Here is a 25,634-nt window from a genome sequence, read left to right on the forward strand (position 1 = left end):
GCGAGCCTTTCACGACGAAGGCCCGGACCGCCAAGGAGAAGCGGACCGGGCCTTCGGGGGTGAACGCTCAGGCGGAGGCGGGCGGATACAGCGCGCGCGGCAGCTGCGAGGCCGCCGCCGCGTCGAGCAGCCACAGCGTGCGGCTGCGGCCGTACGCACCCGCCGCCGGGGCCTGGATCTCCCCGGCCCCGGACAGCGCGATGGCCGCGGCCTCCGCCTTGTCCTCGCCGGCGGCCAGCAGCCACACCTCGCGCGCCGCGCGGATCGCCGGCAGCGTGAGCGAGACGCGCACCGGCGGCGGCTTGGGAGCCCCGTGCACACCGACGACGGTGCGCTCGGTCTCCCGTACCGCGGGCAGCTCCGGGAAGAGCGAGGCCACATGCGTGTCCGGGCCGACGCCCAGCATCAGCACGTCGAACGTGGGCACCGGGCCGTGGTCCTCGGGACCCGCGGCGGCGGCCAGTTCGTCGGCGTAACCGGCCGCCGCGGCATCCACGTCGTCGCCGTGCGGGCCGTCGGACGCGGGCATCGCGTGCACCCGGGCCGGGTCAAGATCCACCGCGTCGAGCAGCGCCGCACGGGCCTGGGTGACATTGCGCTCCGGGTCGCCCTCGGGCAGGAACCGCTCGTCGCCCCACCACAGGTCCAGCCGCGACCAGTCGACCGCGTCCCGGGCGGGCGCGGCGGCGAGCGCGGCCAGCAGGCCGTTGCCGTTGCGCCCGCCGGTCAGCACCACCGAGGCATGGCCCCGGGAGGCCTGGGCGTCCACGATCCTCGTGATCAGCCGGGCCGCCGCGGCCTGGGCCATCAGCTCCTTGTCGCGGTGGACGCCCAGTTGAGGAGGCGTCACTTGGAGGCCGCCTTCTTGGCCGGGGCCTTCTTCGCGGCGGGAGCCTTGGGCTCGGCGGCCTTGTCCGCCTTGTCCGCGGCGCTGTCGACCGGCTTGGCCGTGACCTCGCCGCCCGCGTGCAGCTTGTCGACGCCGAACTTCACCGCCGAGGCGTAGGTGTTGTCCGGGTCGAGCCGGCGCAGCTCCTCCGCCAGCAGCTCGGCGGTGTCCCGGCGCTTGAGCGCCACCGCGCGGTCCGGCTGGTTCTGCATGGAGAGCGTGGCCAGCGAGCCGTCGGCCCGGTCCAGGACGATGACGCCGTTCTTCGTCTCCATCCGGACCGCGGTGAGACCGGGGCCCTGGGAGAGCGTGCGCTCCACCGGGACGCCGAGCCGGTCCGCGAGCCACATGGCCAGCAGCTCGCAGCTCGGGTTGTCGCTCTCGCCCTCGACGGTCGCGGCGATGACCTCGGCCGGCTGCTGGTCCAGTGCGGCGGCCAGCATCGAGCGCCACGGCGTGATCCGGGTCCAGGCCAGATCGGTGCTGCCGGGGCTGTAGGTCGCCGCCCGCACCGCCAGCTCCTCGATCGGGTGCTCGGCGGAGTAGGAGTCGGTGATCCGGCGCTGGGCCAGCGCCCCGAGCGGGTCCTTCGCCGGGTCGGCGGGGGCGTCCTCGGGCCACCACACCACGACCGGGGCGTCCGGCAGCAGCAGCGGCAGGACCACCGACTGGGCGTGGTTGGCCAGCTCGCCGTGGAGGCGCAGGACGACCGTCTCGCCGGTCCCGGCGTCCGAGCCGACCCGGACCTCGGCGTCGAGCCGGGCGTCCCGGCGGGCCCGCGGCGAGCGGCTGACCCGCTTGATCACCGCGATGATCCGCGAGGGGTGCTCGCGGGAGGCGTCACCGGCCGACTTGAGCGCGTCGTACGCGTTCTCCTCGTCGGTGACGATGACCAGCGTGAGCACCATGCCGATGGCGGGGGTGCCGATCGCCCGGCGGGCCGAGACCAGCGCCTGGTTGATCTTGCTGGACGTGGTTTCCGTGAGATCGATCTTCATGGCCGCCTCCAGCTCCGTCCGTCACGTGCGAGCATCTCGTCGGCCTCGGCCGGACCCCAGGTGCCGGCCGCGTACTTCGCGGGCTTGCCGTGCTTCTCCCAGTACTCCTCGATCGGGTCGAGGATGGTCCAGGAGAGTTCGACCTCCTGGTGGCGGGGGAAGAGGTTGGCGTCGCCGAGCAGGACGTCCAGGAGGAGCCGCTCGTACGCCTCCGGGCTGGACTCCGTGAACGACTCGCCGTACGCGAAGTCCATCGTGACGTCCCGGACCTCCATCGAGGTGCCGGGCACCTTGGAGCCGAAGCGCACGGTGACGCCCTCGTCCGGCTGGACCCGGATGACCAGCGCGTTGCCGCCCAGCTCCTCGGTCGCGCCCGACTCGAAGGGCAGATAGGGGGCGCGCTTGAAGACGACCGCGATCTCCGTGACCCGGCGGCCGAGCCGCTTTCCGGTCCGGAGGTAGAACGGCACGCCCGCCCAGCGGCGGTTGTTGATCGTCAGCTTGATCGCCGCGTAGGTGTCGGTCGTCGACTTGGGGTCGATGCCGTCCTCCTCGCAGTAGCCGAGGACCTCCTCGCCGCCCTGCCAGGCGTGCTCGTACTGGGCGCGCACGGTGTGCGCACCGAGGTCCTCGGGCAGCTCGACGGCGGTGAGCACCTTGAGCTTCTCGGCGACCAGGGCCTTCGGGTGGAAGGAGCCGGGCTCCTCCATCGCGGTCAGCGCCAGCAGCTGGAGCAGGTGGTTCTGGATGACGTCGCGGGCGGCGCCGATGCCGTCGTAGTAGCCGGCCCGGCCGCCGATGCCGATGTCCTCGGCCATCGTGATCTGTACGTGGTCGACGTAGGACCGGTTCCAGATCGGCTCCCACATCGTGTTGGCGAACCGCAGCGCCAGGATGTTCTGGACCGTCTCCTTCCCCAGGTAGTGGTCGATCCGGAAGACCTCGTTGGGCGGGAAGACGTCGTGTACGAGCTGGTTGAGCTCCTGCGCGCTGGCCAGGTCGTGACCGAACGGCTTCTCGATGACGGCACGCCGCCAGGAGCCCTCCTTCTGGTCGGCCAGGCCGTGCTTCTTCAGCTGCTGGACGACCTTGGGGAAGAACTTCGGAGGCACGGAGAGGTAGAAGGCGAAGTTGCCGCCCGTCCCCTGTGCCTTGTCGAGCTCCTCGATGGTCGCCTTGAGGGTCTCGAACGCCTCGTCGTCGTCGAAGTTGCCCTGGACGAAGCGCATCCCCTGGATGAGCTGCTGCCAGACCTCCTCGCGGAACGGCGTACGGGCGTGCTCCTTGACGGCGTCGTGGACGACCTGCGCGAAGTCCTCGTCCTCCCAGTCGCGGCGCGCGAAACCGATGAGCGAGAAGCCCGGCGGAAGCAGGCCGCGATTGGCCAGGTCGTAGACGGCAGGCATCAGCTTTTTACGGGACAAATCGCCCGTGACGCCAAAGATGACCAGGCCCGACGGCCCCGCGATACGCGGGAGCCGTCGGTCCTGTGCGTCACGGAGCGGGTTGGCTCCGGGAACAGCAGACAAAGTGGTCAGCCCTCCGAGGGGGCGAGGCGCGAAAGCTCCGCCTCGGTCGACTTGAGCAGGTCGTTCCAGGACGCCTCGAACTTCTCGACGCCCTCGTCCTCCAGCACCTGCACGACGTCGTCGTACGAGATGCCGAGCTTCTTGATCGCGTCGAGGTCGGCGCGCGCCTGGTCGTAGCCGCCGGTGACGGTGTCACCGGTGATCTCTCCATGGTCGGCCACCGCGTCCAGCGTCGCCTCCGGCATGGTGTTCACCGTGTTCGGCGCCACCAGCTCGTCGACGTACAGCGTGTCCTTCAGCGCCGGGTCCTTGACGCCGGTGGAGGCCCACAGCGGACGCTGCTTGTTGGCCTGCGCCTTGTCCAGGGCCGCCCAGCGGTCGGAGGAGAAGACCTCCTCGTACGCCTCGTAGGCCAGCCGCGCGTTGGCCAGCGCGGACTTGCCCTTGGCCGCCTTCGCCTCGTCCGAGCCGATGGCGTCCAGACGCTTGTCGATCTCGGTGTCCACCCGGGACACGAAGAACGAGGCCACCGAGTGGATCTTGGAGAGGTCCAGGCCCGCGGCCTTCGCCTTCTCCAGGCCCGCCAGGTAGGCGTCCATGACCGCGCGGTAGCGCTCCAGCGAGAAGATCAGCGTCACATTGACGCTGATGCCCCGGCCGATCGTCTCGGTGATCGCCGGCAGACCGGCCTCGGTCGCCGGGATCTTGATGAGCGTGTTCGGCCGGTCCACCAGCCAGGCCAGCTGCTTGGCCTCGGCGGTGGTGGCCGTGGTGTTGTGCGCCAGACGCGGGTCCACCTCGATGGAGACCCGGCCGTCCTGGCCGTCGGTGGCGTCGAAGACCGGGCGCAGGATGTCGGCGGCGTCGCGGACGTCCGCCGTCGTGATCATGCGGAGCGCTTCCTCGACGGTGACCTTCCGGGCGGCGAGGTCGGTGAGCTGCTGCTCGTAACCGTCGCCGGAGGAGATCGCCTTCTGGAAGATCGACGGGTTGGTGGTGACGCCGACGACATGGCTCTGGTCGATCAGCTCGGCCAGATTGCCGGATGTGATCCGCTTGCGCGACAGGTCGTCGAGCCAGATCGCCACGCCCTCGTCGGAGAGGCGCTTGAGTGCGTCTGTCATGAGTTGCATCTCCTACTAGTCGTGTATACCGGCGTCAGCGCGTGGCGGCGGCGAGAGATTCCCGCGCGGCGGCGGCCACGTTCTCGGCGGTGAAGCCGAACTCGCGGAACAGCACCTTCGCGTCCGCCGAGGCCCCGAAGTGCTCCAGCGAGATGATCCGGCCGGCGTCGCCCACGTACCGGTACCAGGTCAGGCCGATGCCCGCCTCGACGGCGACGCGCGCCTTGACCGACGGCGGCAGCACACTGTCCTTGTACGCCTGGTCCTGCTCCTCGAACCACTCGACCGACGGCATCGAGACCACCCGGGTCGGCACCCCGGCCGCCTGGAGCTGCTCGCGCGCCTCGACGGCGACATGGACCTCGGAACCGGTCGCGATGAGCAGCACCTGCGGCTCGGTGTGCTGCCCGGAGGGCCCTTCGGCCTCGAACAGGACGTAACCGCCCTTGGCCGCGTCCTCGTTCGCCTCGTACGTCGGCACGCCCTGCCGGGTCAGCGCCAGACCGTGCGGGGCGCCCTTGCCGAACACCTTGGTGTAGCGGCGCAGGATCTCGCGCCAGGCGATGGCGGTCTCGTTGGCGTCGGCCGGGCGCACGATGTTCAGGCCGGGGATGGCGCGCAGCGCGGCCAGGTGCTCGACCGGCTGGTGCGTCGGACCGTCCTCGCCGAGGCCGATCGAGTCGTGCGTCCACACGTACGTCACCGGCAGGTGCATCAGCGCGGAGAGCCGCACCGCGTTGCGCATGTAGTCGGAGAACACCAGGAAGGTGCCGCCGTAGACGCGGGTGTTGCCGTGCAGCGCGATGCCGTTCATGGCGGCGGCCATCGCGTGCTCACGGATGCCGAAGTGGATCGTCCGGCCGTACGGGTCGGCCTCCGGCAGCGGGTTGCCCGCCGGGAGGAACGACGACGTCTTGTCGATCGTCGTGTTGTTCGAGCCCGCGAGGTCGGCGGAGCCGCCCCACAGCTCGGGCACGATCTCGCCGAGCGCCTGGAGCACCTTGCCGGACGCGGCACGCGTGGCCAGGCCCTTGCCGGGCTCGAAGACCGGGAGCTTCTCCTCCCAGCCCTCGGGCAGCTCGCCCGCGGCGATCCGGTCGAAGGAGGCGGCGCGCTCCGGGTTGGCCGTGCGCCACGCGGCGAACGACTTGTCCCACTCGGCGCGGGCCTCGCGGCCGCGGTCCAGGGCCTGGCGGGTGTGGCCGATGACCTCGTCGGAGACCTCGAAGGTCTGCTCCGGGTCGAAGCCGAGGACCCGCTTGGTCGCCGCGACCTCGTCGTCGCCGAGCGCCGAGCCGTGCGCGGCCTCGGTGTTCTGGGCGTTCGGGGCGGGCCAGGCGATGATCGAGCGGGCCGCGATGAACGACGGACGCTCGGTCTCGGCCTTGGCCGCCTGCAGCGCCGCGTACAGGCCCGCCGGGTCCAGGTCGCCGCTGGGCAGCTGGTCGACACGCTGGACGTGCCAGCCGTACGCCTCGTACCGCTTGAGGGTGTCCTCGGAGACCGCGGTCTCCGTGTCGCCCTCGATCGAGATGTGGTTGTCGTCCCAGAGGAGGACCAGGTTGCCCAGCTTCTGGTGCCCGGCCAGCGAGGACGCCTCGGCCGAGATGCCCTCCTGGAGGCAGCCGTCACCCGCGACGACCCACACCATGTGGTCGAACGGGGAGGTGCCGGGGGCCGCCTCGGGGTCGAACAGGCCGCGCTCGTAGCGGGCGGCCATCGCCATGCCCACCGCGTTGGCGACACCCTGGCCCAGCGGGCCGGTCGTCGTCTCGACGCCGGTGGTGTGGCCGTACTCCGGGTGGCCCGGGGTCTTCGAACCCCAGGTGCGGAAGGCCTTGAGGTCGTCCAGCTCCAGGCCGTATCCGGCGAGGTAGAGCTGGATGTAGAGGGTCAGGCTGGAGTGGCCGGCGGAGAGGACGAACCGGTCGCGGCCGGTCCACTCGGCGTCCGCGGGGTCGTGCCGCATCACCTTCTGGAAGAGGGTGTACGCGGCAGGCGCGAGGCTCATGGCCGTGCCCGGGTGGCCGTTTCCGACTTTCTGTACGGCGTCCGCGGCGAGAACACGGGCGGTGTCCACGGCCCGCTGGTCCACATCGGTCCACTGGAGGTCTGTGGTGGTCGGCTTGATGCTCACCCTGAGTCAGGGCTCCTCTCCACTGTTGTAAACCGGTGACTGTTACCGCACCGGGCGCTGTCGAGCCTACCCCCGTTGCCAGGCACAGTTTCCGAGCACTTTCCAGGGTGTGGGCGACCGGTGGAGTTCGCCTCCCGACGGAACGTCCATCCGGCGAACAGTCACCCTCAACACGACCCCACCCCCGCGAAGGACGGTGTATCCGCAACGTCTACAGTGGTCGGGTTCGCGCAAGTCTTCACCGGGCCTCCTCGCCCGGAGCTTGCTGGGATTTCTCTGTCAGGGGTGTGCGTGACGGCCGTCGAGTCCCGACCCGCAGGGGTCGCCTTGACTCCCAGCCCAGGGGGCCATCGCCCGTTCGGGGCCCGTGTCAAGGCATTCGTGGCGCTTACCAAGCCACGGATCATCGAGCTGTTGCTCATCACCACCGTTCCGGTGATGTTCCTCGCCGCCCAGGGTGTACCCGACCTGTGGCTCGTTCTCACGACCACCATCGGCGGATATCTCTCCGCCGGCGGTGCCAACGCGCTCAACATGTACATCGACCGTGACATCGACGCGCTGATGGACCGCACGTCCCAGCGCCCGCTGGTCACGGGCATGGTCAGCCCCCGCGAATGCCTGGCCTTCGGCATCGGCCTCGCGGTGTTCTCCACGCTCTGGTTCGGACTGCTGGTCAACTGGCTCTCGGCCGCCCTGGCGCTCGGCGCGCTGCTCTTCTACGTCGTCGTCTACACGATGCTGCTGAAGCGCCGCACCTCCCAGAACATCGTCTGGGGCGGCATCGCGGGCTGCATGCCGGTCCTCATCGGCTGGTCGGCCGTGACGAACACGGTCTCCTGGGCCGCCGTCATCCTCTTCGCCGTCATCTTCTTCTGGACGCCGCCGCACTACTGGCCGCTGTCGATGAAGGTCAAGGACGACTACGCCCGGGTCGGCGTCCCGATGCTCCCGGTCGTCGCCACCAACCGGGTGGTCGCCAGGCAGATCGTCCTCTACAGCTGGGTGATGGTCGCGGTCTCGCTGCTGCTCACCCCGCTCGGCTACACGGGCTGGTTCTACACCGCGGTGGCGCTGCTGTCCGGCGGCGCCTGGCTCTGGGAGGCGCACGGCCTGCAGAACCGGGCCAAGGCCGGGGTGACCGGGGCCAAGCTCAAGGAGATGCGGCTGTTCCACTGGTCCATCACCTACGTCTCGCTCCTCTTCCTCGCCGTCGCGGTGGACCCCTTCCTCCGCTGAGCTCCTTCCTTACGGCCGTACGGGCGGGTCGCGTGGCACAAGCCACGTGACCCGCCCGTCGCCAGTTCATCTACCCGTCGGTAGCATCCTGTTCATGGCAGAGACGGCAGCAGACGCAGCAGAGACCGGGCAGACCTCGCGGACGGACGCCTGGAAGGCGGCGCGCGCGGAGCGCAGGGCGACGAAGCTCGCCCACCAGATCGGCGCCTTCGCCAAGGAACACGGCGGAGCGGAGGGGCAGCTCGCCTACATCGGCGAGGCCGGCGCCCGCATCGTCCTGGTCGGCCAGGACGGCGCCTGGGGCGACCTGGTGGCCCCGACCTACGCGGTGGCCGAGAGCGCGGCCACGAAATCCGGCATCACGATGCACGAGGAGTTCGACGGCGAGTTCGCCCTCAAGGTCCGCACCGGCCCGTACGAGTGGTCCCGGATGGCGGGGATCCAGGTCGGCGGCCCGTCCAACGACCGCTGAGGCTTCCGCCTCGGACGGTGTCCCGCCCGGGGGCTCACCCGTTAGGCCGTGCATACGCACGCCGTCCCAGGGAGCCCCGGATGACCGACCCCGTGCCCGTGGCCGACCTGGTCGACCAGAACTGCCACGGCGTCCTGCGCACCGAGCTGGGCCTCGGCACCTTCGAGGCCCGGCTCACCGCCGCCGACGGCGCTCCGCCCGCCCCCGGCACCACCTTCTTCGACACCCAGACCGGCTTCGCGGTGCGCCGCTGGTGCCCGCCGCCGCTCGGCCTCGAAGCGCACTGCCTGCCCGCCCACTACCTGGCCCGCCGCCGGGAGCTGGGCGTCGCCGAGACCTCCCGCCGCCTGCTGCGCGCCTCCGGGGTCTCCGCCCACCTCGTCGACACCGGACCGGCCGGCGACCTCACGGGACCGGCCGAGCTGGCCTCGGCGGCCGGCTCCCAGGGCCGGGAGATCGTCCGGCTGGAGGTCCTCGCCGAACAGGTCGCCGACACCTCCGGCACTGTCGACGCCTTCCTCGTCAACCTGGGCGAGGCCGTGCACACCGCCGCCTCCTCGGCCGTCGCGTTCACCTCCGACGGCACGGGCGGCCCCTTCAGCGCCCCCTACGCCGGCCCCGAGCCGCCGGGCCCGGTCCGGGTGCGGGCGGCGGCCGGTCGGTGGCTGGCCGGGCGGGAGGCGGAGCGCCGGGACGCCCGCCGGGGCGCGGGGGACCGGGACCGCCGTCCGGCGTCCGTCGAGCCGGAGCTGCTGGACCATCTGCGCTGGTCCGCGGTCGCGTGCGGGCTGCCGCTCCAACTGCGCCTGGGCGCCGCGGATCCGGCCCGCTTCGCGGACTTTGCCGCCGCGACCGAGGGGCACGGCTGCGATCTGGTGCTCCTGCACGGCTACCCGTACCACCGGCAGACCGCAGTGCTGGCCGGGCGGCACCCGCATGTCTACGCGGACCTCGGGGCCGTGGCGACGCGGACCGGGGCGCGGGCGGCCGGCGTGCTCGCGGAGATCATGGAGCTCGCGCCGTTCGGCAAACTGCTGTTCTCCAGCGGGGCGCAGGGACTGCCGGAGCTGCATCTGGTGGGCGCGCGGCAGTTCCGCGAGGCGCTCGGGCGGGTGCTGGGCGACTGGGTCGCGGACGGCGCCTGGACCCGTAAGGACGCGGCCCGGGTCGCCACGATGATCGGGTCGGGCAACGCGCGCCGGGTGTACGGGCTGGAGTGAGCAGCGGTGAGGGGCGGCGGCCCCCCGGCCCGCCGCCCCTCACCCGCCGTACGTGTGTCTGCTTCAGACGGCCGTCGCCGGTGCCGTCTCCGGCTGCTCGGCGGACGGGCCGGGCAGCGGGGCGGGCACGTCGTCGCCGCGCTCGCGCATGCTCAGCACCAGCCGGACCACGGCGATCCACATGATGGCCGAGCCGAACATATGGACGCCGACCAGGACCTCCGGGACGTCGCTGAAGTACTGGACGTATCCGATCGCGCCCTGGGCGAGCAGCACGAGCAGCAGGTCGCGGGCGCGGGCCCGGGTGTCGGCGGGCGCGTCGACCACCCGCAGGGCCAGCCACATCGCGATGGCCAGGGCGCAGACCACCCAGGCGGCGATGGCGTGCACATGGGCGGCGGCCGACCAGTCCCACGGCATGCGCGGTACGTCGCTGCTGTCACCGGCGTGCTTGCCGGAACCGGTCACCGAGGTGCCCAGCACGATCAGCACCACCGTGGTCGCCACGATCGCCCAGGCCAACCGCCGTACCGGCAGCGGGGTCCGCGGCCGCGGCGGGCCGTCGCCCTCGCCGATCCGCACCCAGGTGATCACGGTGACCGCCAGGAGCACGTTGGCCAGCAGGAAGTGCCCGGCCACCGTCCACGGGTTGAGTCCCGCCCAGACCGTGATCCCGCCGAGGACGGCGTTGCCCAGCACGATCCAGAACTGCAGCCAGGCCAGCCGGGTCAGCTTGCGGCGGCGCGGCTTCATCGAGCTGACGGCGATGATCGCCCAGCCGACCGCCGCCGACAGCACATAGGTCAGCATCCGGTTGCCGAACTCGATCGCGCCGTGCAGCCCCTGCTCGGGCGTCGCGAACAGGCTGTCGTCGGTGCACTTGGGCCAGGTGTCGCAGCCGAGACCGGAACCGGTGAGCCGGACGGCCCCGCCGGTGACGATGATGAAGACGCTCATCACGACGGCGGAGAGCGCGGCGCGCTTCACCACCTTGGTGGACGGCGTCCAGCGCTTGGCGATGAGGGAGATGGGGGTTTCCACGCGGACCATCGTAGGACGAGGCTTGTGCGCGTTTTCACGAGGGGTGGTTCGTGACGGCTTGCCCGTGAAGGTCCCCGACGCCGCGTGCTACTCCCAGCGGAAGAACTTCGCCGCCGTGCCGAGCCCCAGCACCGCCCACACCGCCAGGATCCCGGCCTGGGCCCACGGCATCGACGCGCCGTGCTGCAGGACGTCCCGCAGCCCTTCGGAGAGCGCCGAGACGGGCAGCAGCCCCAGCACCGACTGCACCGCGTCCGGGAACTTGTCCAGCGGCACGATGACTCCGCCGCCGACCAGCAGCAGGAGGAAGACCAGGTTGGCGGCGGCGAGTGTCGCCTCCGCCTTCAGTGTCCCGGCCATCAGCAGCCCGAGTCCGGAGAACGCGGCGGTGCCGAGGACGAGCAGCAGCAGTACGGCGAGCGGGTTGCCGTGCGGCGACCAGCCGAGCGCGAAGGCGATGACCGTCAGCAGCACGATCTGGAGCACCTCGGTGACCAGCACCGACAGCGTCTTCGCGGTCATCAGCGCCCAGCGGGGCAGCGGGGAGGCACCGAGCCGCTTGAGGACCCCGTAACGGCGCTCGAAGCCGGTGGCGATGGCCTGGCCGGTGAAGGCCGTGGACATCACGGCGAGCGCCAGGATGCCCGGGGCCAGGAAGTCGACCGACGCGCCCGAGCCGGTGTCCACGATGTCGACCGCGCTGAACAGCACCAGCAGCAGCGTCGGGATGATCACCGTCAGCAGCAGCTGCTCGCCGTTGCGCAGCAGCATCCGGGTCTCCAGCGCGGTCTGCGCGGCGATCATCCGGGGGAGCGGGGCGGCCCCGGGGCGCGGGGTGTACGTACCGGCGCTCATGCGCGCAGCTCCTTGCCGGTCAGTTGCTTGCCGGTCAGTTCGAGGAAGACGTCCTCCAGGGTGTGCCGCTCCACCGAGATGCCCTCGGGCATCACGCCGTGCTGGGCGCACCAGGAGGTCACGGTTGCCAGCAGCTGCGGGTCGATGTCCCCGGTGATCCGGTACGTCCCCGGCAGCGGCTCGGCGGCCACGGAGCCGTCGGGCAGCGCCTTGACGAGGGAGCCGAGGTCCAGCCCGGTGCGGCCGGTGAAGCGCAGGGTGTTCTCCGCGCCGCCCCGGCAGAGCTGCTCCGGGCTGCCCTGGGCGATGACCCGGCCCGCGTCGATGATCGCGACGTCGTCGGCGAGGGTCTCGGCCTCGTCCATGAAGTGGGTGGTGAGCACGACGGACACCCCGTCGGAGCGCAGCTCGCGCACCAGGTCCCAGGTGGAGCGGCGGGCCTGCGGGTCGAGCCCGGCGGTCGGCTCGTCCAGGAAGACCAGCTCGGGCCGGCCGACGACCGCCATGGCCAGGGAGAGGCGCTGCTGCTGGCCGCCGGAGAGCCGCCGGTAGGTGGTGCGGCCGCAGTCGCCGAGGCCGAGGCGCTCGATCAGGGCGTCCACGTCGAGCGGGTGGGCGTGCAGCCTGGCCATGTGGCGCAGCATCTCGTCGGCGCGGGCGCCGGAGTAGACGCCGCCGGACTGGAGCATCACCCCGATCCGCGGACGCAGCCGCTCCGCGTCGGCGACCGGGTCGAGTCCGAGGACCCGTACGGTGCCCGTGTCGGGACGGCGGTAGCCCTCGCAGGTCTCGATCGTGGTGGTCTTCCCGGCGCCGTTCGGGCCGAGGACGGCGGTCACCGCGCCGGTCGCGACCATCAGATCGAGGCCGTTCACCGCGGTCTTCGTGCCGTACCGCTTCACCAGGCCCCTGACCTGTACGACGGGCTCGTTCTCCATGGCGCGTAAGTCTAGGCAGGGTCCCGGAGGGGGCGGCTCCCGGGGCCAGATTAGGTAACCCTAAGTGACGAACCACACCGTAGATCGTTCCGGACCGTGGTTGTCAGGGGTGAAGGAATTACGCAACAATGGTGTTGTGAAATACGACGGACGGGCTCCTCAGGAGGAACTCGCGACCGGTGAGCGCTCGACGCGCAACCGGGTCGCGCGCTCCATCCTGGACCACGGCCCCTCCACCGTCGCGGACCTCGCGAAGCGCGTCGGCCTCACCCAGGCCGCCGTCCGCCGCCATCTGGACGCCCTCGTCTCCGACGATGTGGTGGAAGCCCGTGAACAGCGGGTCTACGGCGCGCGGACCCGCGGCAGGCCCGCCAAGGTGTTCGCCCTGACGGACTGCGGCCGGGACGCCTTCGACCAGTCCTACGACAAGCTGGCGGCCGACGCCCTGCGCTTCATCGCCGAGTCCGGGGGCGACGAGGCGGTCCTCGCCTTCGCCCGCGCCCGGATGGCCGCGATGGGCGAGGCGTATCGCGCCGCGGTCGAGGCCGCGGTGCCCGAAGCCCGCACCGAGGCCCTCGCCAAGGCCCTGTCGGCCGACGGGTACGCTGCTATGGCGCGAAGTGCGCCGGGCCCGCAGCAGGGCGAGCAGCTGTGCCAGCACCACTGCCCGGTGGCGCATGTCGCCGAGCAGTTCCCACAGCTGTGCGAGGCGGAGACGGAATTCTTCTCCAGCCTCCTCGGGACCCATGTGCAGCGTCTGGCCACCCTCGCCCACGGCGACGGAGTGTGCACGACGTACGTGCCACGCAGTGGCCACGCGGCACCCCCACAGACCACCCATTCAGCATCTGCAAGCACGGCCGGGAGGAACCCCGCATGACGCTCCCCACGGAGACTGCCCACCCTGAGCTCGAGGGTCTGGGTACGTACGAATTCGGCTGGGCCGACTCCGACGCGGCAGGCGCGGCGGCGAAGCGCGGTCTGTCCGAGGCTGTCGTCCGCGACATCTCGGAGAAGAAGAACGAGCCCGAGTGGATGCTGAAGCTGCGGCTCAAGGGCCTCAGGCTCTTCGACAAGAAGCCCATGCCGAACTGGGGCTCCGACCTGTCGGGCATCGACTTCGACAACATCAAGTACTTCGTGCGGTCCACGGAGAAGCAGGCGGCCTCCTGGGAGGACCTGCCCGAGGACATCAAGAACACGTACGACAAGCTCGGCATCCCCGAGGCGGAGAAGCAGCGCCTCGTCGCCGGTGTCGCCGCGCAGTACGAGTCCGAGGTCGTGTACCACCAGATCAACGAGGAGCTGGAGGCGCAGGGTGTCATCTTCATGGACACCGACACCGCGCTGAAGGAGCACCCGGAGCTCTTCAAGGAGTACTTCGGCACCGTCATCCCCGTCGGTGACAACAAGTTCGCCTCGCTGAACTCGGCCGTGTGGTCCGGCGGCTCGTTCATCTACGTGCCCAAGGGCGTCCACGTGGACATCCCGCTCCAGGCCTACTTCCGTATCAACACGGAGAACATGGGCCAGTTCGAGCGGACGCTGATCATCGTCGACGAGGACGCCTACGTCCACTACGTCGAGGGCTGCACCGCCCCGATCTACTCCTCGGACTCGCTGCACAGCGCCGTGGTCGAGATCATCGTCAAGAAGGGCGGCCGCTGCCGCTACACGACCATCCAGAACTGGTCGAACAACGTCTACAACCTGGTCACCAAGCGGGCCGTGGCCTACGAGGGCGCGACCATGGAGTGGGTCGACGGCAACATCGGCTCCAAGGTCACCATGAAGTACCCGGCCGTCTACCTGATGGGCGAGCACGCCAAGGGCGAGACCCTGTCCATCGCCTTCGCGGGCGAGGGCCAGCACCAGGACGCCGGCGCCAAGATGGTCCACATGGCGCCGAACACCTCCTCCAACATCGTCTCCAAGTCGGTGGCGCGAGGCGGCGGCCGTACGTCCTACCGCGGACTGATCGAGATCGGCGAGGGCGCGCCGGGCGCGAAGTCCAACGTCCTCTGCGACGCTCTGCTCGTCGACACGATCTCCCGCTCGGACACCTACCCCTACGTCGACGTCCGCGAGGACGACGTGTCGATGGGCCACGAGGCGACCGTCTCCAAGGTCTCCGAGGACCAGCTCTTCTACCTCATGAGCCGCGGACTCACCGAGTTCGAGGCCATGGCGATGATCGTGCGCGGCTTCGTCGAGCCGATCGCCAAGGAGCTGCCCATGGAGTACGCCCTGGAGCTCAACCGGCTGATCGAGCTGCAGATGGAGGGTTCGGTCGGCTAGGTCCTCGCCCGAGGACCACCGGGACGGCCGTTCGCGGCCGTCCCCGCCCCACCGAATCCCCCGAGTTCTTGACTTAAGAAAGCGAGCACTACGACAGCCATGGCTGAGGCTCAGAACACTCCGGCGGGCTCCACCACCGCCGGCTCCATCGCGGTGGCCGCCGAGTCGACCGTCGCCACCCGCATGAGCGCACCCCCGTCCTTCGACGTCGCGGACTTCCCCGTCCCGCACGGCCGTGAGGAGGAGTGGCGCTTCACACCGCTGGAGCGGCTGCGCGGGCTGCACGACGGCACCGCGGTCGCGAACGGCGGCGGCGTGAAGGTCGCCATCGAGGCGCCCGAGGGCGTCACGGTCGAGACCGTCGGCCGCGACGACTCCCGGCTCGGCAAGGCCGGCACCCCGGTGGACCGGGTCGCCGCCCAGGCGTACAGCTCCTTCGAGCAGGCCTCGGTCGTCACGGTCGCCAAGGAAGCCGTGCTCACCGAGCCGGTCCGGATCACCGTGCACGGCGAGGGCGGCGTCGCCTACGGCCACCAGCTCATCGAGCTCGGCGCCTTCGCCGAGGCCGTCGTCGTCATCGACCACACCGGTGACGCGGTGCTCGCCGCCAACGTCGACTACGTCCTGGGCGACGGCGCGAAGCTGACCGTCGTCTCCGTCCAGGACTGGGACGACACGGCCGTCCACGTCGGCCAGCACAACGCGCTGGTCGGCCGGGACGCCTCCTTCAAGTCGATCGTCGTCACCTTCGGCGGCGACGTCGTGCGCCTGCACCCCCGGGTGGCGTACGCGGCCACCGGCGGCGAGGCCGAGCTCTTCGGGCTGTACTTCACCGACAAGGGCCAGCACCAGGAGCACCGCCTCCTGGTCGACCACAACACCCCGCACTGCAAGTCCAACGCGGTGTACAAGGGCGCCCTCCAGGGCGACGGCGCGCACGCCGTCTGGATCGGCGACGTCCTCATCCAGGCCGCGGCCGAGGGCACCGACACCTACGAGATGAACCGGAACCTCGTCCTCACCGACGGCGCCCGGGTCGACTCGGTACCCAACCTGGAGATCGAGACCGGCGAGATCGTCGGCGCGGGCCACGCCTCGGCGACCGGCCGCTTCGACGACGAGCAGCTCTTCTACCTCCAGTCCCGCGGCATCCCGGCCGAGGAGGCCCGCCGTCTGGTCGTGCGCGGCTTCTTCGCCGAGCTGGTCCAGCAGATCGGCCTGCCGGACGTGGAAGCGCGTCTGCTCGACAAGATCGAGACCGAGCTGAAGGCGTCCGTCTGATGGCCTTCGTCAAAGCCTGTGCGCTGAGTGAGCTGGAGGACGACACCCCCAAGCGGGTGGAGCTCGACGGCACACCGGTCTCCGTCGTCCGCACCGAGGGCGAGGTGTTCGCGATCAACGACATCTGCTCGCACGCGAACGTCTCCCTCTCGGAGGGCGAGGTGGAGGACTGCGCGATCGAGTGCTGGCTGCACGGATCGTCGTTCGACCTCCGCACCGGCAAGCCGTCCGGCCTTCCCGCGACGCGCCCCGTCCCCGTATACCCCGTAAAGATCGAAGGGGACGATGTGCTCGTCTCCGTCACCCAGGAGTCCTGAGTCACCCATGGCAACGCTTGAAATCCGCGACCTGCACGTCACCGTCGAGGCCGACAACGCCACGAAGGAAATCCTCAAGGGCGTCGACCTGACCGTGAAGCAGGGCGAGACCCACGCCATCATGGGCCCCAACGGGTCCGGCAAGTCCACCCTCGCGTACTCGCTGGCGGGTCACCCCAAGTACACGATCACCAGTGGCACGGTCACCCTGGACGGCGAGGACGTCCTGGAGATGTCCGTCGACGAGCGGGCCCGCGCCGGCCTGTTCCTCGCCATGCAGTACCCGGTCGAGATCCCCGGTGTCTCGGTCTCCAACTTCCTGCGCACCTCCGCCACCGCGATCCGCGGCGAGGCCCCCAAGCTGCGTACGTGGGTCAAGGAGGTCAAGGAGACGATGGCCGGGCTCCAGATGGACCCGGCCTTCGCCGAGCGCAACGTCAACGAGGGCTTCTCCGGCGGTGAGAAGAAGCGCCACGAGATCCTTCAGCTGGAGCTCCTCAAGCCGAAGATCGCCGTCCTGGACGAGACCGACTCCGGCCTGGACGTCGACGCGCTCAAGACCGTCTCCGAGGGCGTCAACCGGGTCCGCGAGACCGGCGAGGTCGGCACCCTGCTGATCACGCACTACACCCGCATCCTGAAGTACATCAAGCCCGACTTCGTGCACGTCTTCGCCAACGGCCGCATCGCCGCGTCCGGCGGTGCCGAGCTGGCCGACCAGCTGGAGAACGAGGGCTACGAGGCCTACACGAAGGGTGGCGCTTCCGCGTGACTGACGCCCGACAGGGGCTCACCGGCCTCCTCGACACCGAGGCGATCCGCAAGGACTTCCCGATCCTGGACCGCACGGTCCACGACGGCAAGAAGATCGTTTACCTGGACTCCGCGGCGACCTCGCAGAAGCCGCGTCAGGTCCTCGACGCGCTCAACGAGTACTACGAGCGGCACAACGCGAATGTGCACCGCGGCGTCTACACGATCGCCGAGGAGGCCACCGCGCTGTACGAGGGCGCCCGCGACAAGGTCGCCGCCTTCATCAACGCACCCAGCCGCGACGAGGTGATCTTCACGAAGAACGCCTCGGAGTCGCTGAACCTCGTGGCGAACATGCTCGGCTGGGCGGACGAGCCCTATCGGGTGGACCGCGACACCGAGATCGTCACCACGGAGATGGAGCACCACTCCAACATCGTGCCGTGGCAGCTGCTCTCGCAGCGCACCGGCGCGAAGCTGAAGTGGTTCGGCATCACCGACGACGGCCGCCTCGACCTGTCGAACATCGACGAGATCATCACCGAGAAGACGAAGATCGTCTCCTTCACGCTGGTCTCCAACATCCTCGGCACCGTCAACCCGGTCGAGCAGATCATCCGCCGCGCCCAGCAGGTCGGCGCGCTGGTCTGCATCGACGCCTCGCAGGCGGCCCCGCACATGGTGCTCGACGTGCAGGCGCTCCAGGCCGACTTCGTGGCCTTCACCGGTCACAAGATGGTCGGCCCGACGGGCATCGGCGTGCTGTGGGGACGGCAGGAGCTCCTGGAGGACCTGCCTCCGTTCCTCGGCGGCGGCGAGATGATCGAGACCGTGTCGATGCACTCGTCGACGTACGCCCCGGCGCCGCACAAGTTCGAGGCCGGTACGCCCCCGATCGCCCAGGCCGTCGGCCTCGGCGCGGCCGTGGACTACCTCTCGGCGATCGGCATGGAGAAGATCCACCAGCACGAGAAGGCGATCACCGAGTACGCGGTGAAGCGCCTCCTGGAGGTCCCGGACCTGCGGATCATCGGCCCGGCGACGGCCGAGGACCGCGGGGCCACGATCTCCTTCACGCTCGGCGACATCCACCCGCACGACGTGGGCCAGGTCCTCGACGAGCTGGGCATCGCGGTCCGGGTCGGTCACCACTGCGCGCGTCCGGTCTGCCTGCGGTACGGAATTCCCGCGACGACGCGAGCGTCGTTCTATCTGTACTCCACGCCCGCCGAGGTCGACGCCCTGGTGGACGGTCTGGAGCACGTCCGGAACTTCTTCGGCTGAGGGCTGACTGGTGAAGCTGGAATCCATGTACCAGGAAGTGATCCTGGACCACTACAAGCACCCCCATGGGCGCGGCCTGCGGGACGGCGACGCCGAGGTGCACCACACCAATCCGACGTGCGGTGACGAGATCACGCTCCGGGTGAAGTACGACGGCGAGACCATCGCCGACGTGAGCTACGAGGGCCAGGGCTGTTCCATCAGCCAGGCCTCCGCCTCCGTGCTGAACGATCTGCTCGTCGGCAAGGAGCTGTCCCAGGCGCAGAAGATCCAGGAGACCTTCCTGGAGCTGATGCAGTCCAAGGGCCAGCTGGAGCCGGACGACGCGATGGAGGAGGTGCTGGAGGACGCGGTCGCGTTCGCCGGCGTCTCCAAGTACCCCGCCCGGGTCAAGTGCGCGCTGCTGAGCTGGATGGCGTGGAAGGACGCGACGGCCAAGGCGCTGTCCGAAGGGAAGACCGCATGAGCGACAACGAGACCGTGACCATGAAGCCGGCCTCCGAGGAGGAGGTCCGCGAGGCGCTCTACGACGTCGTCGACCCCGAGCTGGGCATCGACGTCGTCAACCTGGGCCTGATCTACGGCATCCACGTCGACGACGCCAACATCGCCACCCTCGACATGACCCTGACGTCCGCGGCCTGTCCGCTGACCGATGTCATCGAGGACCAGGCGAAGTCCGCCACGGACGGCATCGTCAACGAGCTCCGGATCAACTGGGTCTGGATGCCGCCGTGGGGCCCGGACAAGATCACCGACGACGGACGCGAGCAGCTGCGCGCGCTGGGGTTCAACGTCTGATCCCGCGATTCCGAGCATCATGTGAACGGCCGTGCCCACCGGTGACCCCGGTGGGCACGGCCGTTCGCCGTTCCCGGTCGCTCAGGCGTGGGCGGGCGGCGGACCGTACTGCTCGGGCAGCACCGATCCCGCCGCCTCGGCCAGCACCGGGCCCAGGTTCTCCGTGCGCATCCGGCGGTCGACGTACAGCAGGCCGACGACCAGCGGCGGGAAGATCGCCGTGAACAGCTGGGCGATCATCTGGCTGACGAACGACAGCAGGATCAGCCCGCCGAACACGGCGATGAGCTGTCCGCCGCTCGGGTCGGCGTCGATGTCCGCGGGGTCGAACAGGCCCGGAAGCATACCGACCATCTGGAACGGCATCTGGATCATGTAGCCGATCATGGACGCCATCGCGTAGGCGAGCAGGCCGACACCGAAGACCCGCCACCAGCTGTCCCGTACCAGCTGGGCCGAGCGGCGCAGGGCCGCGACCGGGCGCTGGTTCTCGAAGACCACGACCGTGGGGGCCAGGGAGAACCGCACCCAGAGCCAGATCGCCACCGGGGCGACGAGCAGGGTGCCGATGACGCCGAACCACATCAGCGGCAGGATGCCGTCCTCGTCGCCCAGCGAGACGATGTAGATCATCAGCCCGGCGAAGGCGGTCATGAAGAGCGTCATCGGGATGACGGCGATCAGCCCGGTCAGGAACACCGTGCCGATGATCGACCAGACCCGCGACCACGAGCGGCGCCAAACGGCGCCGAAGCGGATCGGGCGGCCCAGGACCGCCTCCTGGAGCACCACCGGCACCGCCGCCTGCACCACGGCCGAAGCCAGCAGGTAGACGATGATGCCGATGATCATCAGTACGCCGAACGCGACGCCCAGCGGGACCAGTTCCGACGCGTCCGGAGCGTCGGGGGAGCTGGACGTCAGCTCGTCCCAGTGGGAGGCGACGGCGGATCCGGCCACCACCAGCGCGACGATCATCACGAGCGTCGCCGCGCCGAAGAGCGTCAGCGCCATGCCGATCAGCGGCTTCCAGTACCGCCCGAGTGTCGAGAAGGCGCCGCTGAGCATGTCCGAGATCCTCAGCGGCGCCAGGGGTATCACCCCGGGCTTGGGCGGTGCGGCCCATCCGCTGTGCCAGCCCCCGGCCGGTCCCTGCGCGCCTCCGTCGAAGGGTCCCCCACCGTGAGGCGCGCCCCCGTACGGGCCACCGCCCCACCCTGCGTCCTGCGCCACTGCGTCTCCGTCGTGTCGTCGGCCCGTCGCCGGGCCGTGTTGTCGGTCGGCACACCGTAGCGCCCCTGGCGTGGGCCGATGATATGTACGGCCGTACGCAACGTTGGGTACAGTCGTACACATGGGATACGCATACGGACTGCTGGCCGCCGCCATCGCGGCGGAGGTGGCCGGGACGACGGCCATGAAGTACAGCGAGGGCTTCACCCGGCTCTGGCCCTCGCTCGGCACCGTGGTGGGCTACCTCATCGCCTTCACCCTGCTCGCCCAGACCCTCAAGACCCTCTCCGTGGGCACCGCGTACGCCATCTGGGCCGGCGTCGGCACCGCGGCCGTGGCCCTCATCGGGATCCTGTTCCTGGGGGAGTCCAGCGGACTGGTCAAGATCGCGGGCATCGCCCTGATCGTGGCCGGGGTCGTCGTCCTCAATCTGGGCGGGGCCCACTGATGGCCCGGCGGTACGACCCCGAGCGGCGCACGCGGATCATCGACGCGGCGCTCCGCGTGATCGCGGCCGACGGCATGGCCGGGCTCAGTCATCGCACCGTGGCCGCCGAGGCCGATGTGCCGCTCGGCTCGACCACGTACCACTTCGCCTCCCTCGACGAACTCCTGGTCGCCGCCCTGCGCCGGTGCAACGAGAACTTCGTCCAGGCCCTGCGCGGCAGCGAGGTGCTGGCCGCGCCGGGGCCCATATCCCAGGGGCCCGTCGGCCTCGCGGAGGAGCTGGCCCGGCTGCTGGAGAGGTGGTTCGCGGGCGAGCGCGGGGCGATCGAGCTGGAGTACGAGCTGTACCTCGCGGCCCTGCGCCGCCCCGCGCTGCGCCCCGTCGCCGCCGAGTGGACCGAGGAGGCCGTCGAACTGCTGTCCCGCCGCACCGACCCGCGGACCGCGCGGGCCCTCGTCGCGCTGATGGACGGCGTCTGCCTCCAGGTCCTGCTGACCGGCGGCACGTTCGACGCGTCCGGCACCCGCGAGATGCTGGCCCGGATCGTCGACGGCGGCGTCCGTGCCGAGGGCGGCACCCGGTCCGGCCCCTGAGGGGTGCCCTGCCGATCAGGCCGGGCGGCGGACCGCTTCCAGGACCTCGTGCACGCTCGCCCCGATGTCCGTGACCGGGTACAGCACCTCGCGGATCGTCCGCTCCCGGTCCACCACCAGTGTCAGCCGCTTGAGCCTGCTCACGCCCGCCGCCCGGAACGTCGGCAGCCGCAGCGCCGCCGTCAGCGCCAGGTCCGCGTCCGAGAGCAGCGGGAAGCGCAGCCCCTCCTTCTCCGCGAACGCGCGCTGCTCGTCCGGGCGTTGCGCGGACACTCCGTGCACGGTCGCGCCCGCCGCCGTGAACTCGGCCAGCTGGTCGCGGTACGTGCACGATTCGAGGGTGCAGCCGCTCGCCCCCGGGATCCCCGCCCAGCCCGGCGGATAGGCGTCGCGGGTGGCGTAGGCGCTCGGAAAACAGTACAGGACGGTGTACGGGGTGTCGGCGACCGGGTCGCGGAGCCGGCCGTCGTTCCCCGGCAGCAGCAGCTCCGGCAGCCGTGTCCCCTTCAGTGCCAGCACCCGCGCCGCCTCCCGTGAGGCCTCCGCCGTCGTCGCCATCGTCTCCCCTTCCCCCAGCACCCAGGTGTCGCCCCAGTCCTGGAGCGCGATCAGCACGGGCAGCAGCGCCCGGCCGCGCGGGGTGAGGCGGTACTCGTACCGGACCGGGCGGTCCTGGTACGGCTCCCGCGACAGCACCCCCGCGTCGACCAGCAGTCGCAGCCGCTCGGTCAGTACCTTGCGCGAGACGCCCAACTCCTGCTGGAGGGCGTCGAACCGGTGCACCCCACGCGCGGTGTCCCGCACGATCAGCAGGGTCCACCAGTCGCCCACGACGTCGAGCGCCTGGGCGATCGAGCAGTCGGCGTCGGCCAGGCTGGTGCGCTGAGGCATGTCGTTCCTCCGGTTGTGGCCGCCGTCCGCCCCGCCCCGCCCGGGGTCCTTTTCGGTTGACCCCGATGCAATCATGCTGCCATAGTCCGTTCCCATAAGGAACTCACTGGGGATGCGGGAGTCGTACGGAGGGGGCGGGGGATGGGCATGGTGCGTGGGGTGCCAAGGACGGTCCGGCTGCTGGCGCTCGGGGCGTTCCTCAACGCCGTCGTCAGCTTCACCTTCGTCTATCTCTTCGTGTACCTCGTCGGGCCGCGCGGTCTGACCGTCACCCAGGCCGGAGTGATCAGCGGCGTGGGCGGCGTCGGCCTGGTCGCGGGGAACTTCACCGGCGGCTGGTTCGGCGACCGCATCGGCCATCGCCGTGCCCTGCTGACCGGCGCCTGCGTCAGCGGGGCGGCGCTCGTCGTCCTGCCCGCCCTGCCGGTCGCCGCCCTGTACGCGGTGCTGCCGGTCGCCCAGTACGCGGCCGGCGTCGTCCGGGCCGCCAACGCCGCCCTCGTCGCGGTCTCCGTGCCCGCGGGCGGAAGCCGCCGCCAGAGCTTCGCCCTCTTCCGCTTCGCCGCCAACGGCGGCTTCGCCGTCGGCCCGCCGCTCGGCGCCCTGGTCGCCACCCGGTTCTCGTACGACTGGCTCTTCGTCGCCGACGGCATCGGCACCCTGCTCTTCGCCCTCTACGCCGCCCGGATCCTGCCCGCCCGCGGCAGCGTCCACTCCGCACCCGCCCACGACCCGGACGCCCCGGGTCTCTGGCGCGAACTGCGGTCCAGGCCCGCCGTCCTGGTGCTGCTCGCCGCGATCGTCGTGATCGACCTCGTCTACCGGCAGCAGTACTCGACCCTGCCCGTCTTCCTCGCCGACCACGGGCACTCCACCCAGCTCTACGGCTGGCTCCTCGCCGTCAACGGCGGCGTCATCCTCTGCCTCGAACTGCCCGCCGCCCACGCCCTGCGCCGGCGCGCCCCGCTCGGCCTCGTCGGCGTCGGGATGCTGCTCGTCGGGCTCGGCCACGCCGTCCTGATCCCCGGCGCGGGCGTGCTCCTCGCCGTCACCATGATGGTCTCGCTGACCCTCGGCGAGATCCTCTACAAGACCCCCGCCACCGCCTACGTCGCCGACCAGGCGCCCGGCCACGCCCAGGGCCGCTTCCAGAGCCTGTACGCCGGCGCCTCGATCAGCGGCCAGGTGATCGCCCCGCCGCTGGGCGCCGCCCTGTACGCCGCCGCTCCCGCCCTGCTCTGGCCGCTCTGCGCGCTGTTCGCGGCGGGCGCGGGAGCGGCGGTGCTGGCGGCGCGGCGGCTGCCCGGTCCGGGGGAGGGGGCGCGGGTGGCAGGGAAGGGGCCGCACGCTGAGACCGGTTCGCCCGAGCGGGCCCCGGCCGGTTAGGTTGCTGTTCATGACCGACACGACTTCCCAGGGCTCTGCCCGTACCACCGGCGCCGTCGCCGCCGGCCTCGCCACCGTCGCCGGTGACGGCACCGTCCTCGACACCTGGTTCCCCGCCCCCGAGCTGACCTCCGACCCCGGCCCGGCCGGTACGACGCGGCTCTCCCCGGACGAGGCCGTCAACCGGCTCGGCGAGGGCGCCGCCAAGGCGATCGGCGTGGACGCCCGGCGTGGCGTCGAGATCGTCGCCGTGTCCACGGTCATCTCCTCGCTCGACGACAAGCCTCTCGACGCGCACGACGTCTACCTGCGTCTGCACCTGCTCAGCCACACCCTGGTCAAGCCGCACGGACTGAACCTGGACGGGCAGTTCGGCTTCCTGGCCAACGTCGCCTGGACCTCGCTCGGCCCGGTCGCCGTCGACGACCTGGAGCGGGTGCGCCTCAACGCCCGCGCCGAGGGCCTGCACCTCCAGGTCACCTCGGTCGACAAGTTCCCGCGCATGACGGACTACGTCGCCCCCAAGGGCGTACGCATCGCCGACGCCGACCGGGTCCGGCTCGGCGCGCACCTCGCCGCCGGGACCACCGTCATGCACGAGGGCTTCGTCAACTTCAACGCGGGCACGCTCGGCACCTCCATGGTCGAGGGCCGGATCTCCGCGGGCGTCGTCGTCGGCGACGGCTCCGACATCGGCGGCGGCGCCTCCACCATGGGCACCCTCTCCGGCGGCGGCAACGTCCGCATCGTCATCGGTGAGCGCTGCCTGATCGGCGCGGAGGCGGGCGTCGGCATCGCGCTCGGCGACGAGTGCGTCGTCGAGGCCGGTCTGTACGTCACCGCGGGCACCCGTGTCACGCTGCCGGACGGTCAGGTCGTCAAGGCCCGCGAGCTGTCCGGCGCCTCGAACATCCTCTTCCGCCGCAACTCGGTCACCGGCAGCGTCGAGGCCCGCCCGAACAACGCGGTGTGGGGCGGGCTGAACGAGGTCCTGCACGCCCACAACTGACCCGCTCGCCTTTTCAGGCCGCGAGGAGTGCCTCGTACGCCTTCCGCAGCCCGTCGGTCGCCCCGCGCCCGGCGGGCTGCAGCGGTTCCCGGACCGGGCCGCCGTCCAGCAGGGCCTTCGCCGTGACGGTCCCGGGCAGACCGCTCGCCATCATCAGCTCGACGAGCCGGGCCGTGAGGCCGTTCAGCCTGGCCGCCTCGTCGGCGCGGCCCGCGTCGAACGCGTCCAGGGGCGCCCGTACCTGGCGCGGGGCCACGTTGGCGACCGTACTGACGTAACCCGCGCCGCCCACCGCGTACAGCGCCAGGTTCAGCTCCTCGCAGCCCGAGTAGTACGCCAGTGAGGTGCGGGCCAGCACCTTCGTCGCGCCGAGCAGGTCGTAGGAGCAGTCCTTCACCGCGACGATCCGCGGGTGCTCCGCCAGTCGCAGCAGGGTCTCCGGCTCGATCCGGACGCCGGTGCGGCCGGGGATGTCGTACAGCATCAGCGGCAGACCGGTGGACTCCGCGACCCGCAGGAAGTACGCCTCGACGGCGGCCTGCGGCGGGCGGCTGTAGTACGGGCCGACCACCAGCAACCCGTCCGCGCCCGCCTCCTCGGCCTCCCGCGCCAGGCGCAGGGTGTGCGCGGTGTCCGGGCTGCCGATGCCGGAGAGCAGCGGCACCCCGTCGCCGACCTCCGCCCGGACGGCCCGCAGCAGTGCGGACTTCTCGGCGTCCGTCGTGGTGGGCGACTCGCCCGTGGTGCCGCTGAGGACGATCCCGTCGCAGCCCTCGGCCACCAGGCGCGCGGCATGCGCACGGGCGGTGTCCGGGTCCAGGGCGCCGGTGGCGGTGAAGGGCGTGATCATGGCGCAGAGTGCGCGGCCGAAGGGGCGCGGTGCGGTGGCGGTCATGCC

26 protein-coding genes are annotated in these 25,634 nt (G+C 70.9%); 15 read left to right on the plus strand and 11 right to left on the minus strand.

Annotated features, from left to right (window positions below; genetic code table 11):
* Positions 1-67: 67 nt before the first annotated feature.
* Genes pgl through tkt form a run of 5 tightly spaced genes read right to left on the minus strand, consistent with a single transcriptional unit; the run spans position 68 to position 6,677 of the window.
* Positions 68-850: a 6-phosphogluconolactonase gene (pgl, locus tag AC0VY3_RS10755; protein ID WP_475549502.1), complete on the minus strand. Its 783-nt coding sequence runs from the start codon at positions 848-850 to the stop codon at positions 68-70.
* On the minus strand, positions 847-1,887 hold the full coding sequence (gene opcA, locus AC0VY3_RS10760; RefSeq protein ID WP_103508249.1) for a glucose-6-phosphate dehydrogenase assembly protein OpcA: 1,041 nt from the start codon (positions 1,885-1,887) through the stop codon (positions 847-849). Before opcA ends, pgl begins: the two co-directional genes overlap by 4 nt.
* Entirely contained in the window at positions 1,884-3,416 is a 1,533-nt protein-coding gene (gene zwf, locus AC0VY3_RS10765) for a glucose-6-phosphate dehydrogenase (RefSeq protein ID WP_103508250.1), read from the minus strand. Before zwf ends, opcA begins: the two co-directional genes overlap by 4 nt.
* 5 nt (positions 3,417-3,421) lie before the next feature.
* Positions 3,422-4,540 carry a transaldolase gene (gene tal / locus AC0VY3_RS10770; RefSeq protein ID WP_103508251.1) on the minus strand — a complete coding sequence of 373 codons (1,119 nt, stop codon included), beginning with the start codon at positions 4,538-4,540 and terminating at the stop codon, positions 3,422-3,424.
* A 34-nt stretch (positions 4,541-4,574) separates the two neighbouring features.
* Positions 4,575-6,677, minus strand: coding sequence for a transketolase (gene tkt, locus AC0VY3_RS10775; protein ID WP_475549503.1), 2,103 nt, complete (start codon positions 6,675-6,677; stop codon positions 4,575-4,577).
* 285 nt (positions 6,678-6,962) lie between these two features.
* On the opposite strand from tkt, the gene AC0VY3_RS10780 reads away from it, so the two are divergent.
* From AC0VY3_RS10780 to AC0VY3_RS10790, 3 genes are all read left to right on the plus strand, one after another.
* A complete protein-coding gene (locus AC0VY3_RS10780) occupies positions 6,963-7,916 on the plus strand; it encodes a heme o synthase (RefSeq protein WP_181010784.1) in 954 nt (317 codons plus the stop codon).
* Positions 7,917-8,010: 94 nt separating this feature from the next.
* The gene (locus AC0VY3_RS10785; protein WP_103508253.1) at positions 8,011-8,388 is read left to right on the plus strand and encodes a hypothetical protein; all 378 of its coding nucleotides are present in this window, start codon (positions 8,011-8,013) and stop codon (positions 8,386-8,388) included.
* 80 nt (positions 8,389-8,468) lie between these two features.
* Positions 8,469-9,608 (plus strand): amidohydrolase family protein, encoded by a 1,140-nt coding sequence (locus AC0VY3_RS10790; RefSeq protein WP_475549504.1) that lies wholly within the window; start codon positions 8,469-8,471, stop codon positions 9,606-9,608.
* A gap of 63 nt (positions 9,609-9,671) precedes the next feature.
* Here AC0VY3_RS10790 and AC0VY3_RS10795 read toward each other — a convergent pair whose 3' ends face one another.
* The 3 genes from AC0VY3_RS10795 to AC0VY3_RS10805 all read right to left on the minus strand — a co-directional run bounded on the left by AC0VY3_RS10795 (position 9,672) and on the right by AC0VY3_RS10805 (position 12,442).
* Positions 9,672-10,658 (minus strand): COX15/CtaA family protein, encoded by a 987-nt coding sequence (locus AC0VY3_RS10795; RefSeq protein WP_475549505.1) that lies wholly within the window; start codon positions 10,656-10,658, stop codon positions 9,672-9,674.
* A gap of 78 nt (positions 10,659-10,736) precedes the next feature.
* Positions 10,737-11,504 carry an ABC transporter permease gene (locus AC0VY3_RS10800; RefSeq protein WP_103508256.1) on the minus strand — a complete coding sequence of 256 codons (768 nt, stop codon included), beginning with the start codon at positions 11,502-11,504 and terminating at the stop codon, positions 10,737-10,739.
* Positions 11,501-12,442 (minus strand): ABC transporter ATP-binding protein, encoded by a 942-nt coding sequence (locus tag AC0VY3_RS10805; RefSeq protein ID WP_475549506.1) that lies wholly within the window; start codon positions 12,440-12,442, stop codon positions 11,501-11,503. The genes AC0VY3_RS10800 and AC0VY3_RS10805 overlap by 4 nt, the downstream gene beginning before the upstream one ends.
* A gap of 136 nt (positions 12,443-12,578) precedes the next feature.
* On the opposite strand from AC0VY3_RS10805, the gene AC0VY3_RS10810 reads away from it, so the two are divergent.
* From AC0VY3_RS10810 to AC0VY3_RS10845, 8 genes are all read left to right on the plus strand, one after another.
* Positions 12,579-13,322, plus strand: coding sequence for a helix-turn-helix transcriptional regulator (locus AC0VY3_RS10810; RefSeq protein ID WP_103508258.1), 744 nt, complete (start codon positions 12,579-12,581; stop codon positions 13,320-13,322).
* The gene (gene sufB / locus AC0VY3_RS10815) at positions 13,319-14,740 is read left to right on the plus strand and encodes a Fe-S cluster assembly protein SufB (protein WP_103508259.1); all 1,422 of its coding nucleotides are present in this window, start codon (positions 13,319-13,321) and stop codon (positions 14,738-14,740) included. Before AC0VY3_RS10810 ends, sufB begins: the two co-directional genes overlap by 4 nt.
* Before the next feature lie 99 nt (positions 14,741-14,839).
* Positions 14,840-16,021, plus strand: a complete 1,182-nt coding sequence (gene sufD / locus AC0VY3_RS10820) for a Fe-S cluster assembly protein SufD (RefSeq protein WP_103508260.1) — start codon at positions 14,840-14,842, stop codon at positions 16,019-16,021.
* Positions 16,021-16,338: a bifunctional 3-phenylpropionate/cinnamic acid dioxygenase ferredoxin subunit gene (locus AC0VY3_RS10825; protein WP_014156911.1), complete on the plus strand. Its 318-nt coding sequence runs from the start codon at positions 16,021-16,023 to the stop codon at positions 16,336-16,338. The genes sufD and AC0VY3_RS10825 overlap by 1 nt, the downstream gene beginning before the upstream one ends.
* 7 nt (positions 16,339-16,345) lie before the next feature.
* The gene (sufC, locus tag AC0VY3_RS10830; RefSeq protein WP_018957647.1) at positions 16,346-17,110 is read left to right on the plus strand and encodes a Fe-S cluster assembly ATPase SufC; all 765 of its coding nucleotides are present in this window, start codon (positions 16,346-16,348) and stop codon (positions 17,108-17,110) included.
* Positions 17,107-18,375, plus strand: coding sequence for a cysteine desulfurase (locus tag AC0VY3_RS10835; RefSeq protein ID WP_103508261.1), 1,269 nt, complete (start codon positions 17,107-17,109; stop codon positions 18,373-18,375). Before sufC ends, AC0VY3_RS10835 begins: the two co-directional genes overlap by 4 nt.
* Before the next feature lie 10 nt (positions 18,376-18,385).
* A complete protein-coding gene (gene sufU, locus AC0VY3_RS10840; RefSeq protein ID WP_103508262.1) occupies positions 18,386-18,841 on the plus strand; it encodes a Fe-S cluster assembly sulfur transfer protein SufU in 456 nt (151 codons plus the stop codon).
* Positions 18,838-19,176 carry a metal-sulfur cluster assembly factor gene (locus tag AC0VY3_RS10845; protein ID WP_007448467.1) on the plus strand — a complete coding sequence of 113 codons (339 nt, stop codon included), beginning with the start codon at positions 18,838-18,840 and terminating at the stop codon, positions 19,174-19,176. The genes sufU and AC0VY3_RS10845 overlap by 4 nt, the downstream gene beginning before the upstream one ends.
* A gap of 81 nt (positions 19,177-19,257) precedes the next feature.
* Here AC0VY3_RS10845 and AC0VY3_RS10850 read toward each other — a convergent pair whose 3' ends face one another.
* Positions 19,258-20,244 (minus strand): DUF7847 domain-containing protein, encoded by a 987-nt coding sequence (locus tag AC0VY3_RS10850; RefSeq protein ID WP_103508263.1) that lies wholly within the window; start codon positions 20,242-20,244, stop codon positions 19,258-19,260.
* A 286-nt stretch (positions 20,245-20,530) separates the two neighbouring features.
* Between AC0VY3_RS10850 and AC0VY3_RS10855 the strand changes: the two genes are divergently transcribed.
* The gene (locus AC0VY3_RS10855) at positions 20,531-20,857 is read left to right on the plus strand and encodes a DMT family transporter (protein ID WP_097967761.1); all 327 of its coding nucleotides are present in this window, start codon (positions 20,531-20,533) and stop codon (positions 20,855-20,857) included.
* Positions 20,857-21,450, plus strand: coding sequence for a TetR/AcrR family transcriptional regulator (locus tag AC0VY3_RS10860; RefSeq protein WP_103508264.1), 594 nt, complete (start codon positions 20,857-20,859; stop codon positions 21,448-21,450). The genes AC0VY3_RS10855 and AC0VY3_RS10860 overlap by 1 nt, the downstream gene beginning before the upstream one ends.
* Before the next feature lie 15 nt (positions 21,451-21,465).
* Here the strand turns inward: AC0VY3_RS10860 and AC0VY3_RS10865 are convergent, their stop codons facing one another.
* On the minus strand, positions 21,466-22,341 hold the full coding sequence (locus AC0VY3_RS10865) for a winged helix-turn-helix transcriptional regulator (RefSeq protein WP_475549507.1): 876 nt from the start codon (positions 22,339-22,341) through the stop codon (positions 21,466-21,468).
* Positions 22,342-22,482: 141 nt separating this feature from the next.
* On the opposite strand from AC0VY3_RS10865, the gene AC0VY3_RS10870 reads away from it, so the two are divergent.
* Positions 22,483-23,727, plus strand: a complete 1,245-nt coding sequence (locus tag AC0VY3_RS10870) for an MFS transporter (protein WP_103508266.1) — start codon at positions 22,483-22,485, stop codon at positions 23,725-23,727.
* Between the two features lie 10 nt (positions 23,728-23,737).
* Positions 23,738-24,736, plus strand: coding sequence for a 2,3,4,5-tetrahydropyridine-2,6-dicarboxylate N-succinyltransferase (gene dapD / locus AC0VY3_RS10875; protein WP_103508272.1), 999 nt, complete (start codon positions 23,738-23,740; stop codon positions 24,734-24,736).
* A 13-nt stretch (positions 24,737-24,749) separates the two neighbouring features.
* Here the strand turns inward: dapD and dapA are convergent, their stop codons facing one another.
* Positions 24,750-25,631, minus strand: coding sequence for a 4-hydroxy-tetrahydrodipicolinate synthase (gene dapA, locus AC0VY3_RS10880; protein ID WP_475549508.1), 882 nt, complete (start codon positions 25,629-25,631; stop codon positions 24,750-24,752).
* Positions 25,632-25,634: the final 3 nt, after the last annotated feature.

The organism is Streptomyces sp. iso_384 (assembly GCF_056172905.1).

Coding starts and splice junctions, on each gene's coding strand:
- opcA (WP_103508249.1), bottom strand. CDS start 1,887: ATGAAGATCGATCTCACGGAAACCACGTCCAGCAAGATCAACCAGGCG.
- dapA (WP_475549508.1), bottom strand. CDS start 25,631: ATGACCGCCACCGCACCGCGCCCCTTCGGCCGCGCACTCTGCGCCATG.
- AC0VY3_RS10855 (WP_097967761.1), top strand. CDS start 20,531: ATGGGATACGCATACGGACTGCTGGCCGCCGCCATCGCGGCGGAGGTG.
- AC0VY3_RS10785 (WP_103508253.1), top strand. CDS start 8,011: ATGGCAGAGACGGCAGCAGACGCAGCAGAGACCGGGCAGACCTCGCGG.
- AC0VY3_RS10870 (WP_103508266.1), top strand. CDS start 22,483: ATGGGCATGGTGCGTGGGGTGCCAAGGACGGTCCGGCTGCTGGCGCTC.
- AC0VY3_RS10805 (WP_475549506.1), bottom strand. CDS start 12,442: ATGGAGAACGAGCCCGTCGTACAGGTCAGGGGCCTGGTGAAGCGGTAC.
- dapD (WP_103508272.1), top strand. CDS start 23,738: ATGACCGACACGACTTCCCAGGGCTCTGCCCGTACCACCGGCGCCGTC.
- AC0VY3_RS10845 (WP_007448467.1), top strand. CDS start 18,838: ATGAGCGACAACGAGACCGTGACCATGAAGCCGGCCTCCGAGGAGGAG.
- sufC (WP_018957647.1), top strand. CDS start 16,346: ATGGCAACGCTTGAAATCCGCGACCTGCACGTCACCGTCGAGGCCGAC.
- AC0VY3_RS10865 (WP_475549507.1), bottom strand. CDS start 22,341: ATGCCTCAGCGCACCAGCCTGGCCGACGCCGACTGCTCGATCGCCCAG.
- AC0VY3_RS10860 (WP_103508264.1), top strand. CDS start 20,857: ATGGCCCGGCGGTACGACCCCGAGCGGCGCACGCGGATCATCGACGCG.
- sufB (WP_103508259.1), top strand. CDS start 13,319: ATGACGCTCCCCACGGAGACTGCCCACCCTGAGCTCGAGGGTCTGGGT.
- AC0VY3_RS10825 (WP_014156911.1), top strand. CDS start 16,021: ATGGCCTTCGTCAAAGCCTGTGCGCTGAGTGAGCTGGAGGACGACACC.
- AC0VY3_RS10800 (WP_103508256.1), bottom strand. CDS start 11,504: ATGAGCGCCGGTACGTACACCCCGCGCCCCGGGGCCGCCCCGCTCCCC.
- AC0VY3_RS10850 (WP_103508263.1), bottom strand. CDS start 20,244: ATGCTCAGCGGCGCCTTCTCGACACTCGGGCGGTACTGGAAGCCGCTG.
- AC0VY3_RS10790 (WP_475549504.1), top strand. CDS start 8,469: ATGACCGACCCCGTGCCCGTGGCCGACCTGGTCGACCAGAACTGCCAC.
- tal (WP_103508251.1), bottom strand. CDS start 4,540: ATGACAGACGCACTCAAGCGCCTCTCCGACGAGGGCGTGGCGATCTGG.
- sufD (WP_103508260.1), top strand. CDS start 14,840: ATGGCTGAGGCTCAGAACACTCCGGCGGGCTCCACCACCGCCGGCTCC.
- AC0VY3_RS10795 (WP_475549505.1), bottom strand. CDS start 10,658: ATGGTCCGCGTGGAAACCCCCATCTCCCTCATCGCCAAGCGCTGGACG.